A 13,346-nucleotide genomic window follows, 5' to 3' on the forward strand; every position below is an offset into this window, starting at 1 on the left:
TCCCTCACAACTCCTTGAGGCGCTTGTGTCCCTTCTCCGTCAACGACGCCAGATGCACCCCCACACCGAAGGTGGTGAAGCCCGACCTGGCCGCCTTCGTGAACTCCTCGACCACCGCCTCCGACGGATACTCCTTGACCAGGACGTCATAGGCCGCGAACCCATGGTCCCGGACGGCGGCGAGGACCATGTCCGTGTTCAGCTCGGCGTGTGCCACGATCTCCTCCAGCGGGTCGCCCTACCTTCACAGTCCCACCATCCGCCGGGAAAGGCGACCACGCGCCCGTGAAGCCGATCTGAAGCCGATCCCGGCATCGCCTCTGCCATAGTCATCGTGATCAGGCCCGTCACCGCCCCCTGACCCGGGTTCCCGGAATGACCGGTCGATGTCCTCGTTATGCCCTGTTCGTGACCGGAGCGGCCGGACATAGTCAGGAGGCATGGGAGCAGCAGAACATGCTCGACCGGGGCCATGACCGGTAACCTGCGCATCGCCGTCCTGGGGCCGCTGGAGGTGTGGCGCGGCGGCGTACAGATGCAACTGGGGCCCAACCGGCTGCGGACGATGCTGGCCGTCCTCGCCATGTCGGCACGCGAAACCGTCTCCGCGGACCAGCTCGCCATCGCGATGTGGGTCCACGACCCGCCCGCCAACCAGCGGCGCAGCGTGCAGACCTACATCGCCCGGCTCCGCCACGCGCTCGGGCCCGCCTCGATCAGCACGTCGGCGGCGGGATACCGGCTGGAGGTGGAGCCCGACCTGGTGGACGCCCTGCGTTTCCGCAGGCTGCTGAACGAGGCCACGCGGTCGCGCGGCACCCCCGCGGAACGCGTCCTCCTGGACGAGGCGCTGGCCCTGTGGCGGGGCGGGGCGTTCGACGGCATCGAGTCGGAGGTGCTGTCAGGCCCCAAGGCGTCCCACCTGGTGGAGCTGCGCCTGTCGGCCGTGGAACGCTGGATCGACCTGGGCCTGGCCGAGGGGCGGCACGCCGAGATGGTCGCCGAGATCCAGTACCTGGCCGACGGCCATCCGCTGCGTGAGCCGCTGTGGGGGCGCCTGCTGCGCGTGCTCGGCCGCTGCGGCAGACAGGCCGAGGCGCTGGCCGTGTACGAGCGGCTCCGGCGCCGCATCGCCGACGACCTGGGCGTCGACCCGTCCTCCGAGTTGCAGCGCATCCACCTGAGCCTGCTCCGGGGCGGGATGGGCGGTCTCCTGCCTGATGGAAGGGTTTGCGGCCACGGCGCATCTGCGGTGATCCCGATGTGACAAGCCGTGACCCGCCCGCGCGACCTTCGCGATACGCGTCCTTCTTACGTTGGACGGCTGTGCATGGCCGGCGCGGGCGGCGGCTACAAGCTGTCGCCGCCCTCGGATGCGACGTCGTCGAGGGCACGGCGCTCCGCATCACCGGGGACGACCTCGCCGCCGCCGACGACTACGAGCGGGCCCTCATCCCACTCGCCTCGGGACTGTACGGCTGGGTGTACGCGGCGAGCCGCAACAGCCCTGACGCGAGGCGGTGACCAGGCCGCGCATCCGACCTCAGGGGCTCCCGGCCGACAGGACCGAACCGGACCGCGGACTCCCTGCCCCTCCTACCCGGGACGGTAGCGGGCGATCATAGGGCCGAATTTCTCGCCGTAGGCGACGCCGACCGCGTAGACCGTCCTCGCGCCTGGCACCGCGGCCAGCGCGGAGACGTCGAGCTCGCGATCACGATTCGCCTCGGTCATCGGCGGCAGCTCGGTCCTGCTGCCGTCGGGTGAGACCCGGATGGCCCCGCTCAGGCCTGCGGTGTCCCAGACGGTCAGGATGATCCCGTCCGCGCCGTCGGAGCCGGCGGCGCTGACCCCGGCCGCGCCCGGCATCCGCGACCAGGCCTTGCCGTCCCAGCGCATGGTGATCGTGGTCTGCCTGCTGCCGTCCTCGTAGTCGAACACCTGGCGGGTGCCGATGGCCCACACGTTGTCCGGAGCGTGGGCGACGACCTGGGTGAGTGTGATCCTCGGGATGTTGCCGTCCGGACGGCCCGCGCTGTTGATCTCTGTGCTCGGCGTGCGGTCCTCGGGGGCGGGGACGAGTCGCCATGATCGGCCGTCCCAGCGCATGGTCGCCGCCTGCGAGCCGGTGCTGCCCTGGGCGAGCGGACGGCCGGTGCCGCCGACCGCCCAGACCTGGTCGGGCGCCACGGCCGACACCGACGTCGCCCAGGCCGGCAGACGCATGGCCGTCCACGTCTTCCCGTCCCAGTGGGCGGCGTGATCGCCCACCACCAGCCAGACGTCGTCAGGCGCGAGAGCGACGGCACCGGCTCGCTCGCCCGGATTGTGGTCCAGGTCGCGTAGTCCGCTTCGGCTCCAACGCTCGCCGTCCCAATGGTGGGCGGTCAGGACGGGGGTGGTGGCGAAGATCCAGGCGTCGCGCGGGCCGGTCACCACCAGCTCGGGGAACCCCTTGGCGTCGTTGGAGTTCCACGTCAGCTCGGGTGCGGGGTGCTCACGCCAGCGCCGGCCGTCGAAATGCAGGAGCAGCACCCGGCCGGTGCCTTCGTTCGGGCTGCCGAGCGCCCACACGTCGCGCGGGCCACTGGCCGCGACCGCCCTCAGCCGGACTCCGCGCTGGTCACCGACGTGCGCCAGTTGCCAGCCACGACCCTGCGCCGTACGGATCGGGGCGGGCTTGGAAGGTGCCGCGGTGGGTGCGCTGTGGGGTGCCGGTGCGGCGGTGCACGCCGTGAGCAGGACGGTGACCGCGCACAACGCGGCCCGGCCTGTGACGCTTGGGCGACGACGCCCTGCGGCGACCCTCGGATCCGACACCTACTGCCTCTCTACCACCAAGTCGGTCAGTCTACGGAATCCGGATGATCCGGGACTGCCCGGCGCACCCACGCGCCCACCGCGAACAGGAGGGCCGCGGTGACCACGGGGATCATGGACGCCTCGCTGTACGAGTACGTGCACGCGCCTGAGAAGCCCACTCTGTCAAGGAGCATGGCGGAGGTGTAGTAAGGGGCAAGCGGTCCGAAGAGCGCGACGGTGGCGCAGAGCCAGGCGAGTCCCACCCGGCAGCGCCGTGCAGAGGGAAGATCATGAGGCAGCGACCGGGACAGCCGGTAGAGCAGAATCCCCGCGCAGAAAACACATAACGCGATCAGAAGGTTCTCTCCGTGGGCCATGACTTGCTCGGCGACCGAAGCGTCGGCGACGAGCAGTGTGTCCGGCGGAATGTACCTGGCCCCTGCCGACAGATCCGTGGCTCCCGATACCCGCACGTCAAAAGTGTGCGGAATGGGCAAGCACCGCACGCTGGCCACGCCTCGAAGTTCATCGCTGATCACGAGTGCCAGTCCCCGGATCGCAGCGACGACCCCTGACACCAAGGCGAGACCACCAGCCACCCTGACGAGCAGGGACGAAGACCACTGAAACATGGCCACGACCGCCTTCGTAGGTGTTCGTCGAGTTTCAAGCCTGCGCCGCCCTCCGCTGCACCGCCAGCTCCACCTTGGAAGGCCACCCACGACGCGTTAGTGCCCTCGCCGCTCATCGCAGTCGTTCGTGTCCTGTTGCTCGACGAGCTGACAAGTCATGTGGACGCGCGCTCCGAGCAGCTCATCATCGAGTCCCTGCACCGCCTGCACGACACCCGGACGATCATCGTCGTCGACGGGATCACCGTCGAGATCACCCCCGGCGGCCTGACGGGACTGCTCGGCCCGAACGGCTCAGTGGAGCTGGATGCCCACGAGGCAGGTGTCGTCGTCGGTGTCGGACTTGCTGTGGGTCAGGAGGTGGTCCAGCCGCTGGCCGAGGCCCGTGCTCGGGTGTGTGGCGGTGCGGAGGAGCTGCTGCTGTGCCTGGTGGAGGGGCAGGTCGCGGCGCTCGATGAGGCCGTCGGTGTACATGAGCAGCACGTCGTCGTGGGCGAGCTGGATCTGGCTCTCCTCGTACGTCATGTCCGACAGCGCGCCGAGCAGCACGCCGCTGATCATGTCCAGCTCGACGGCCTGGCCGTCCCTGACCAGGATGGGCGGCAGGTGCCCGGCTCTGGCCCAGCTCAGCACGTGCGTGTCGGGGTCGTACAGCCCGCAGATCGCCGTGGCCGTCACGTTCTCGGTCAGGTGGTGGGCGACCATGTTGAGCCAGGCCAGGAGCTGGCCGGGGCCCGCGCCGGTGGCGGCGAGGCCGCGCAGGGCGTTGCGCAGCACGACCATGCCGGTGGCCGCCTCGATGCCGTGGCCGGCGACGTCGCCGACCGCCAGCAGGATCTTCTTGGACGGCAGGATGACGGCGTCGTACCAGTCGCCGCCGACCAGGTGCTCCTTCTCGGCCGGCCGGTAGCGGACGGCGACGTCGAGGCCGAACGCCTCCACCGGCTGCTGGCTGGCGGGCATGATGGCCCGCTGGAGCTGCAGCGCCAGCCGGTTGCGTTCGGCTGCCTGCTGCTCGGTGTGGGCGAGTTGGTCGCGGGTGGCCGCGAGCGCCATCTCCGTCCAGTGCTGGGAGGAGATGTCCTGGTACGCGCCCCGGATGGCCAGCAGATGCCCCTCGTCGCTCAGCGTCGGCTCGGCCACCACCCTGATGTGGCGGGCGATGCCGTCGCGCCGCTGCAGCCGGAACGCTGCGGAGGCGGGCTGGCGGTGGTGCAGCACGGTGCGCAGGAAGCGCCCGATCACCACGGCGTCGTCGGGGTGGGCGTGTTGGGCCAGGAGTTCCAGCGGGATGGGCGGCTCGCCGGGGTCCATGCCGTACAGGGAGTAGAGCTGGCTGTTCCAGGTGATCTCGCCGGTGAGCGCGTTCTCCTCGAAGCCGCCGATGCGGCCCAGGCGCTGGGCGTGCTGGAGCAGGCTGGCCAGGCGGGTGGCCTCGTCCTGCAGCCGCCAGATCATCAGCACGTCGTCGCCGTGGCGGGTGATGCTCACGTGCGCGACGCTGGCCAGCGGCACCTGGTCGACCAGTGCGGTCAGCGTCACCCGGTCGGACTGGAACGGCTCGCCGGTGGCGTGCACCCGCTCGATCTTGGAGAACAGGCCGTCGTCCTGCGCGGCCAGCGGGTACGCCTCCAGCAGCAGCGCACCGGTCACCATCGCGGCCGGCCGCCCGGCCGGGTCGGTGAAGCGCCGGTTGGTGTGGCGGATCCGGAAGTCGGTGAGCCGGCCGTCGGCGCTCAGGCAGGGCTGCAGCACCATCGCGGCGTCGGGCAGCACGTCGGCCAGGTCGGTCAGCTCCGACGGCGGGGCCGGGGCGGGCGTGCCGACGGGCCGCTCCAGCGTGTGCGCGCACAGCTCGGCCAGCGCCTCGATCTGCTTGACGATCTGCGGCGACGGCGTCTCCAGCGGCTCCGGCCAGCTGATCTCCAGCACGCCCAGCACTCGGCCGCCGGTGCCGGCGGGCACCGACGCGCGGCCACCGCCGGGGGTGGCGTGCCAGCCGATCGAGGGCAGGCCGACGTCCGACAGGGCGCGCAGCCAGATCGCCTTGCGCTCGGTGAGCGCCCGCCGGGCGGGGGTGGCCACACCGGGCGGGACGTAGCGCCAGCGGGCGGCTTCGGCCTCGTTGAAGCCGGCGTAACCGGCCAGTGAGAGCGAGGCGTCGTGGCCCGCGACCCAGACGGCGACGGCGGTGGCGCCTAGCGGGGTCAGCGCGTGCTGCAGCAGCGACTCTGCCACGGCCTGCGCGTCGCCGGCCTGCAGCATGCCGTTCTCGGCGCTGCGCATGCGCACCGCCACACCCGCACCGTTTCCGGCACCGGCACCGGCACTGGAGACGGTTCCCGAAGCGGATCCCGAGGCGGCCCCTACGCCTGAGGCAGGCCCAGTGCCGGAGGCGGGCCCTGCGCCCGAGGCGAGCCCTCTGCCGGAGACAGGCCCAGCGCCCGAGGCGAGCCCTCTGCCGGAGGTGGGTCCTGCGGCTGAGGCGGGTCCTCGGCCGGAGGCGGGGTCTGTGCCGGGGCGGTCGTGTCCGGCCGCGGGCGGCGCGTCACCGGAGCGGGCCGCGTTCAGGAACTCCCTGGCCGTCTCGCTGATGCGGTCCCTGGCGGCGTGGTTGATGATGTCGGCCGACATCTCGATGGGAGAGACGCCCGCCTGCTCGGCCAGCGTCGCGATCTGCCGCGCCGCCTCGGTGAGGCCGCAGCCGAGCCGTTCGATCAGGATGCCCTTGGCCACCTCGATCAGCGCCCGGCCCTCGGCCACGTGCTGGGCCTCCCGCACCGCCTCGCGCAGCCGTTCGATGGTGGCCGCCAGGCGGCCGACGTTCGTGGCCGCGTCCGGAAGCTCCGGGGAACCGGCAGCGCCGGCGTCCGGCGCGGCCGGGTGCTGGAGGTCGTGCACGTGCTCTCCTTGCCTGGGACGAGGCTTGGTGACGAGGCTGGTGGGCGAGGCTGGTGGGCGAGGCTGGTGGGCGAGGCTGGTGGGCGAGGCTGGGGGGACGAGGCGGTGCGGGCCGGTGGGCGGGCTATGTCGTCAGCCAGTGCCGGATGCGCTCGATCAGGTGATCGGCGTCCACCGGCTTGGTGACGTAGTCACTGGCCCCCGCCGCCAGGCTCTTCTCCTGATCGCCCGGCATCGCCTTGGCGGTCACGGCGATGATGGGCAGCGCGGCGTACTGCGGCATGGCACGGATCGCCGCCGTGGCCGCGTAGCCGTCCATCTCCGGCATCATGACGTCCATCAGCACGAGGTCGATCTCGGGGTGCTCGACGAGAGCGTCGAGGCTCTCCCTGCCGTTCTCGGCGTGCAGGACGCGGATGCCGTGCATCTCCAGCATGCTGGTCAGCGCGAACAGGTTGCGGGTGTCGTCGTCCACGACCAGGATCGTGCGTCCGCTCAACGCGCCGTCCACCTCGCCGCCGGCCGCGGCGGGGAGGGGCGCCTGCGAGCGCATCAGCGGCAGCACGTCGCCGACCTGCTCGGCCGTCAGGTGCAGGGCGATGCGCTCACGCAGCTCGTCGAGGCTGGACAGCAGCTCGAGCGGCTGGTTGGCCAGGTGCGCCTCGCGCTGCGGGCCGGCCTGCCAGTTGGTGTAGGCCAGCACGGGCACGCCCGCCAGCGCCGGGTCGCCGTCCATCGCCTCCAGGAGCTGGTACGCCGCCTGCTGCGGCATCTCCAGGTCGAGCACGATGCAGTGGCAGGGTTCGGCCGCCAGCGTGGCCGCCGCCTCCTGGGCGCCGGCGGCGGCGACGAGCTCGATCTCGCCGACGCGGGTGCGCGGCAGCTCGTGCACCACGCTCTCGGCGACCAGTGAGAGCAGCCCGCGGGCGCGGTGCTCGATCACCAGCAGGCGGCGCTGCTGGGGCGGCGCGGGCGTCCCGACGGAGCGCGGCTCGCCGGGCGTCGTCTCGTCCTGCTCGGTGGTCTCCTCGGACTGCTCGGCCGCGGCGTCCTTGGCGGCCGGGTCCTGGAAGTCGGGGCGCGCGATCGGCAGGTAGAGGGTGAACGTGCTGCCCTCGCCGGGCGTGCTGTGCGCGGTGATGGCGCCGCCGAGCAGGTAGGCGATCTCGCGGCTGATCGACAGGCCGAGGCCGGTGCCGCCGTACTTGCGGCTGGTGGTGCCGTCGGCCTGCTGGAACGCGCCGAAGATGACTTCGAGCTGCTGTTCGGCGATGCCGATGCCGGTGTCGATCACGCGCAGGGCGAGCGCGCCGCCGTGCGGGCGTACCGAGGGGGGCAGCTCCGACTGCGCGGCGGGCTCGATGCGCAGCTCGACGCTGCCCGTCTCGGTGAACTTGACGGCGTTCGAGAGCAGGTTGCGCAGCACCTGCCGCAGCCGCGAGTCGTCGGTGAGCAGCTCGGACGGGACGCCGGGAAGCGTCGTCACCCGGAAGGCGAGGCTCTTCTGACTGGTCATGGGCCGGAACGTGGCCTCGACGTAGTCGAGGAGCTGACGGACCTGCACCCATTCGGGGTTGATGTCCATCTTGCCCGCCTCGACCTTGGACAGGTCGAGGATGTCGTTGATGAGCTGCAGCAGGTCGGAGCCGGCCGAGTGGATGATCCCGGCGTACTCGACCTGCTTCGGGGTGAGGTTGCGCGTGTGGTTCTGCGCCAGGAGCTGAGCCAGGATGAGCAGCGAGTTGAGCGGCGTGCGCAGCTCGTGGCTCATGTTCGCCAGGAACTCGCTCTTGTACTTGCTGGCCAGGGAGAGCTGGTGAGCGCGGTCCTCCAGCTCCTGGCGGGCCTGCTCGATCTCCAGGTTCTTGGTCTCGATGTCCTGGTTCTGGCGGGCCAGCAGCGTGGCCTTCTCCTCCAGCTCGGCGTTGGAGCGCTGCAGCTCCTCCTGCTGGTTCTGCAGCTCCTCCGAGCGGGCCTGCAGCTCGACCGCCAGCCGCTGCGACTCCTTGAGCAGCTCGTCGGTGCGCGCGTTGGCCACGATCGTGTTGAGGTTGACGCCGACGGTCTCCATGAGCTGGTCGAGGAAGGTCCGGTGGACGGACGTGAACGGCTGCACGGAAGCCAGCTCGATCACGCCCAGCACCTGCTCCTCGACCACGATCGGCAGCACGATGAGCGAGGCCGGCAGGCTCTCCCCCAGACCCGAGGAGACCTTCACGTACCCGGCGGGCACCTCGTCCACGGCGATGGTCCTGCGGGTGCTCGCCGCCTGCCCGACCAGGGCCTGCCCGAGGCGGAAACGGTCGGGACGGTCGGTCTCCACCGGGTAGCCGTAGGCGCTGATCAGCTTCAGCTCGCTCTCCTCCGCCAGGAAGAACGCGCCGTACTGGGCCGCGACCAGCGGCGCCAGCTCGTTCATCACCAGCTCGGCCACCGTGGCCAGGTCGCGGTGCCCCTGCATCAGGCTGGACATGCGGGCCAGGTTGGACTTCAGCCAGTCCTGCTGCTCGTTGGCGCTGGTCGTCTCGCGCAGCGACTTCACCATCGAGTTGATGTTGTCCTTCAGGTCGGCCAGCTCGCCCTCGGCGTCCACGGTGATCGACCTGGTCAGGTCGCCGGACGTCACGGCGCTGGTCACCTCGGCGATGGCGCGGACCTGCCGGGTCAGGTTGCCGGCCAGCTCGTTGACGTTCTCCGTCAGCCGCTTCCACGTGCCGGACACGCCCTCGACCTCGGCCTGCCCGCCCAGCCTGCCCTCGCTGCCCACCTCGCGGGCCACGCGCGTGACCTCGGCGGCGAACGCGGAAAGCTGGTCCACCATCGTGTTGATGGTGGTCTTCAGCTCCAGGATCTCGCCCCGCGCGTCCACGTCGATCTTGCGGGTCAGGTCGCCGCGCGCCACCGCCGTGGTGACCTGGGCGATGCTGCGCACCTGGTTGGTCAGGTTGTCGGCCATCGAGTTGACGTTGTCGGTCAGGTTCTTCCAGGTGCCCGCCACGTTCGGGACGCGCGCCTGGCCGCCGAGCTGACCCTCGGTGCCGACCTCGCGGGCCACCCGGGTGACCTCGTCGGCGAACGCGCTGAGCGTGTCGACCATCGTGTTGATCGTCTGTGCCAGGACCGCAACCTCGCCCTTGGCCTCGACAGTGATCTTCTGCGACAGGTCGCCGCGCGCCACCGCCGTGGCCACCTGCGCGATGCTGCGCACCTGGCTCGTCAGGTTGGACGCCATGACGTTGACGTTGTCCGTCAGGTCCTTCCACGTCCCCGACACGCCGCGGACCGTGGCCTGGCCGCCCAGGTTGCCCTCCGTGCCCACCTCGCGGGCCACCCTGGTCACCTCGTCGGCGAACGCCGACAGCTGGTCGACCATCGTGTTGATGGTCTCCTTGAGCTCCAGGATCTCGCCCCGGGCGTCCACCCGGATCTTCTGCGACAGGTCGCCGCGCGCGACCGCGGTGGTGACCTCGGCGATGCTGCGGACCTGCGCCGTCAGGTTGTCGGCCATGACGTTGACCGACTCCGTCAGCGCCTTCCAGGTGCCGGAGACGCCCTTCACGTCGGCCTGGCCGCCCAGCCGGCCGTCCGTTCCCACCTCGCGGGCCACCCGCGTCACCTCGTCGGCGAACGAGGAGAGCTGGTCCACCATGGTGTTCAGCGTGTTCTTCAGCTCCAGGATCTCACCCCGGGCCGAGACAGTGATCTTCTGCGACAGGTCGCCGCGCGCCACCGCGGTGGCCACCTGCGAGATGTTGCGCACCTGATCGGTCAGGTTGCCGGCCATGAAGTTCACCGAGTCGGTGAGGTCGCGCCAGGTGCCGGCCACGCCCTTCACGTTGGCCTGGCCGCCGAGCTGCCCCTCCGTGCCGACCTCGCGGGCCACCCTGGTGACCTCGTCGGCGAACGAGGAGAGCTGGTCGACCATCGTGTTGACGGTGTTCTTCAGCTCCAGGATCTCGCCCCGGGCGTCCACGGTGATCTTCTGCGACAGGTCGCCGCGCGCGACCGCCGTGGTGACCTGGGCGATGCTGCGCACCTGATCGGTGAGGTTGCCGGCCATGGCGTTGACGGAGTCGGTGAGGTCCTTCCACGTCCCCGACACGCCCGGCACGTCGGCCTGGCCGCCCAGCCGGCCGTCGGTGCCCACCTCGCGGGCCACCCGCGTCACCTCGGAGGTGAACAGCGCGAGCTGGTCCACCATGCCGTTGAACACCGACGCGATCTCGCCGAGCAGCCCGTCGGCGTCGCCGGGCAGCCGATGGCGGAAGTCGCCGTCCCTGACGGCCGTCAGCCCCGCCAGGAGCTGCCGCAGCTCCTGCTCGCCGACCTCCGCGTTCCCTGGGTTGGTGGAACGCGAGCCCTTCACCGATGAGTCACTCATGTCCCGCCTCTTCGTTCTTACCCGTCAACCTGAGCTGCCGGCGACTCGTACGTGCCTTCGTCACCGGTTTGTGAGGGTACTAGATCCTTTGCTGTACTTCCCCGCCGAACAGCCTCGGACCTGCAACGAATGCCCGGATCGGGCGGTGGCGCCGCCGTCGAGCACGCACCCGCGGGGAGGCGTTCGCCCGGCTGGTGCGCGCCGTTGACGAGCAGGCGCGGTGGTCACTCCACCGAAGTACGGTGACCCGGCGGCACGACCGAGGTGCCGGGGATGCGACGGGTCGAGTCCCGCTCCACCAGTGCGGGCGCGATGAGCTGCTTCAGCGGGCGGGCGCTCCGGACGCCGGCGATCTCCTCCAGCAGCAGGTCCACCGCGATGGTGCCGATCTCCTCAGCGGGCAGCCGGACAGTGGTCAGCGGCGGCGACAGGAACGCGGAGAAGGGGTGGTCGCCGAACCCGATCACCATCATGTCGTCCGGCGCCCTGAGCCCGTGCTCCTCCAGGGCGCGATACAGGCCGAGCGCGAAGTAGTCGTTGCCGACCACGACCGCGTCCGGCAGCCTGGCCCGGCGTAACAGGCGGCGCGCCATCTCGTACGCCTGCTGCGGCTGCCACGGCTGGGCGGCCTGCTCGATCCGGCGGGTGGGCACCCGCATGACGCTGCCGTGCGCCGTGGCGAGGCCTGCCTCGGCCATGGCCCGGCGGAAGCCGGCGATCCGGTCGGCGATGGTGGTGATCGGCAGGTCCTCCTCCAGCACCACGATCGAGCGGGCGCCGCGGGCGATGGCGTGCGCGGTGGCGCGGTAGCCGCCGAGTTCGTTGTCGGTGCCGACGAAGCGGTAGCCGAGGTCGGGCAGGTCCCGGTTGAGCAACACGGTGGGCACGCCGACGGTGCTGAGCCGCCGCCACGGGTCGGCGCTCGCCTGAACGGGGACGACCATCGCGCCGCTCACGGAGGATCGCAGCAGCGACTCGGCGGCGCGCGTCTCGTTCTCCGCCGATTCCTCGGTGACCGTCAGGAGCAGTGAGTAGTCGTAGGTCCGGGCGCGTAACTCGATGCTGGAGATCAGTTGCGCGTAGAACGGGTTGGAGGGGTTGGTGATGACCAGGCCGAAGGTCATCGCGGAGCCCGTCACGAGCGACCTGGCCATGGAGTTCGGCACGTAGCCGACCCGTTCCGCCTCGGCAAGCACCAGGGCCCTGGTCTGCTCCCCCATGCCATCTTTCCCTGAGAGGGCGCGGGAGACGGTGTTGACCGACAGGTTCAACGTCGCGGCGATGTCCCGCAAGGTGTGACGCCGGCCCCCAGCCATTCGCGCGCCTTCTCTCATTCGCTTCCGATGGGTCGGAAATTAACGTTAATGGTGAGCGGCCGTCAACCCTCCGAGGAGCGTCTCACTCCTGGACGGGCGTTGCGGTGAATTCTTCGCATGACTGTATTGGCAGCTCAATGCCTATGTAGCAAGCTCGATGAGCGCCTCCGTCAGGCAGTGGAGGCCGATCGGACCCTTGACGGCCACATCGGCCGGTCCTAGCATCATCCGTCAATCGCATTAACGTTAATGTGCCGGGCCGGATCGAATGCGGCCTTCCCCCTCGAACCCCACCCCTCACCGCCGGACGCTTGCCGCGTCCTGGCCCACCCAGGAGTTGCCTGGCGATGCTGAAACGGGACGCCGGCCGACAGCGATCGGCCCTGCCATGACCGCGTACCTCATCCGGCGCACGCTGTTCGCCGTCTTCGTGTTGTGGGGCGCCGTGACCATCGTGTTCCTGGTGCTCCGGCTGGTTCCCGGCGACCCGGCCCAGCTCATCCTCGGCTCCGACGCCACCAGGGACGAGATCGCGCGGCTGCGCGAGCAGATGGGCCTGAACCGCCCCGTCCTGGTGCAGTACGGGATCTATCTCAGCGAGGTGGCCCGGTTCGACTTCGGCGATTCCTACCGCTACCACGGTGACGCCCTGGGCCTGGTGGTGGACAAGTTCCCGCTCACCCTCCAGCTCGCCGTGGTGGCGATGGCGATCGGCCTGGTGCTCGGGATCTCGCTCGGCGTCCTCGGCGCGCTGCGGGTGAACCGCCTGGCCGACCGCGTGGTCTCGGTGCTCGCGCTGCTGTCGCAGTCCATGCCGTCGTTCTGGATCGGGATCATGTTCATCCTGGTGTTCGCCCGGCAACTGCACTGGCTGGCCAGCGGCGGGCACGGCGGGCTCGACCGGCTGATCCTGCCCGGCGTCACCCTGGCCCTGCCGCTGATCGCGGTCCTGATCCGGCTGACCCGCAGCGGGCTGCTCGACGTCGTCCATGAGAACTACATCCAGACCGCCCGCGCCAAGGGCCTGCCGGAGCGGCTGGTCATCTTCGTGCACGCCATCCGTAACGCGCTCATCCCGATCGTGACGGTGGCCGGTCTGGAGTTCGGCAAGCTGCTGGGCGGCGCGGTCATCGTCGAGACGGTCTTCTCCTGGCCCGGCGTCGGGCGGCTGCTCATCGACTCCATCTCGGCTCGTGACTACAACGTGGTGCAGGCCGCGATCCTGCTGATCGCCGGCGGTTTCGTGCTGATCAATCTGGTCGTGGACGTCCTGTACGGCTACCTCGACCCGCGCATCCGGCTGGGACGGTGACC

General features: G+C 70.5%; 9 protein-coding genes. 3 read left to right on the forward strand and 6 right to left on the reverse strand.

Features of this window, described 5'->3' with window-relative positions:
• Positions 1-4 precede the first annotated feature (4 nt).
• Positions 5-217: a hypothetical protein gene (locus tag ABD331_RS41255; protein WP_344487773.1), complete on the reverse strand. Its 213-nt coding sequence runs from the start codon at positions 215-217 to the stop codon at positions 5-7.
• 255 nt (positions 218-472) lie between these two features.
• Here ABD331_RS41255 and ABD331_RS41260 point away from each other — a divergent pair, with 255 nt between their 5' ends.
• Both ABD331_RS41260 and ABD331_RS41265 read left to right on the forward strand, forming a co-directional pair.
• Positions 473-1,267 (forward strand): AfsR/SARP family transcriptional regulator, encoded by a 795-nt coding sequence (locus ABD331_RS41260; protein ID WP_344487775.1) that lies wholly within the window; start codon positions 473-475, stop codon positions 1,265-1,267.
• Positions 1,268-1,326: 59 nt separating this feature from the next.
• The gene (locus ABD331_RS41265) at positions 1,327-1,524 is read left to right on the forward strand and encodes a hypothetical protein (RefSeq protein ID WP_344487777.1); all 198 of its coding nucleotides are present in this window, start codon (positions 1,327-1,329) and stop codon (positions 1,522-1,524) included.
• A 72-nt stretch (positions 1,525-1,596) separates the two neighbouring features.
• On the opposite strand, the gene ABD331_RS41270 is transcribed toward ABD331_RS41265, so the two are convergent.
• The 5 genes from ABD331_RS41270 to ABD331_RS41290 form a co-directional block, all read right to left on the reverse strand.
• Positions 1,597-2,820: a beta propeller repeat protein gene (locus tag ABD331_RS41270; RefSeq protein ID WP_344487779.1), complete on the reverse strand. Its 1,224-nt coding sequence runs from the start codon at positions 2,818-2,820 to the stop codon at positions 1,597-1,599.
• Positions 2,821-2,846: 26 nt separating this feature from the next.
• A complete protein-coding gene (locus ABD331_RS41275) occupies positions 2,847-3,440 on the reverse strand; it encodes a hypothetical protein (RefSeq protein WP_344487781.1) in 594 nt (197 codons plus the stop codon).
• Between the two features lie 288 nt (positions 3,441-3,728).
• Complete coding sequence (locus tag ABD331_RS41280; protein ID WP_344487783.1) at positions 3,729-6,335, reverse strand: SpoIIE family protein phosphatase; 2,607 nt, start codon at positions 6,333-6,335, stop codon at positions 3,729-3,731.
• A 124-nt stretch (positions 6,336-6,459) separates the two neighbouring features.
• On the reverse strand, positions 6,460-10,716 hold the full coding sequence (locus ABD331_RS41285; protein ID WP_344487785.1) for a HAMP domain-containing protein: 4,257 nt from the start codon (positions 10,714-10,716) through the stop codon (positions 6,460-6,462).
• A gap of 224 nt (positions 10,717-10,940) precedes the next feature.
• Complete coding sequence (locus ABD331_RS41290; protein ID WP_344487787.1) at positions 10,941-12,032, reverse strand: LacI family DNA-binding transcriptional regulator; 1,092 nt, start codon at positions 12,030-12,032, stop codon at positions 10,941-10,943.
• Positions 12,033-12,420: 388 nt separating this feature from the next.
• On the opposite strand from ABD331_RS41290, the gene nikB reads away from it, so the two are divergent.
• Positions 12,421-13,344, forward strand: coding sequence for a nickel ABC transporter permease (gene nikB / locus ABD331_RS41295; protein WP_344487789.1), 924 nt, complete (start codon positions 12,421-12,423; stop codon positions 13,342-13,344).
• The last annotated feature ends 2 nt before the right edge of the window (positions 13,345-13,346 follow it).

Origin of the sequence: Nonomuraea monospora, assembly GCF_039531895.1 — a bacterium.
GTDB lineage: Bacteria > Actinomycetota > Actinomycetes > Streptosporangiales > Streptosporangiaceae > Nonomuraea > Nonomuraea monospora.

What these genes read in the sequence shown, in the direction of transcription:
- ABD331_RS41290 (WP_344487787.1), bottom strand. Translation starts at nt 12,032, where the DNA reads ATGGCTGGGGGCCGGCGTCACACCTTGCGGGACATCGCCGCGACGTTG.
- ABD331_RS41260 (WP_344487775.1), top strand. Translation starts at nt 473, where the DNA reads ATGACCGGTAACCTGCGCATCGCCGTCCTGGGGCCGCTGGAGGTGTGG.
- ABD331_RS41285 (WP_344487785.1), bottom strand. Translation starts at nt 10,716, where the DNA reads ATGAGTGACTCATCGGTGAAGGGCTCGCGTTCCACCAACCCAGGGAAC.
- nikB (WP_344487789.1), top strand. Translation starts at nt 12,421, where the DNA reads ATGACCGCGTACCTCATCCGGCGCACGCTGTTCGCCGTCTTCGTGTTG.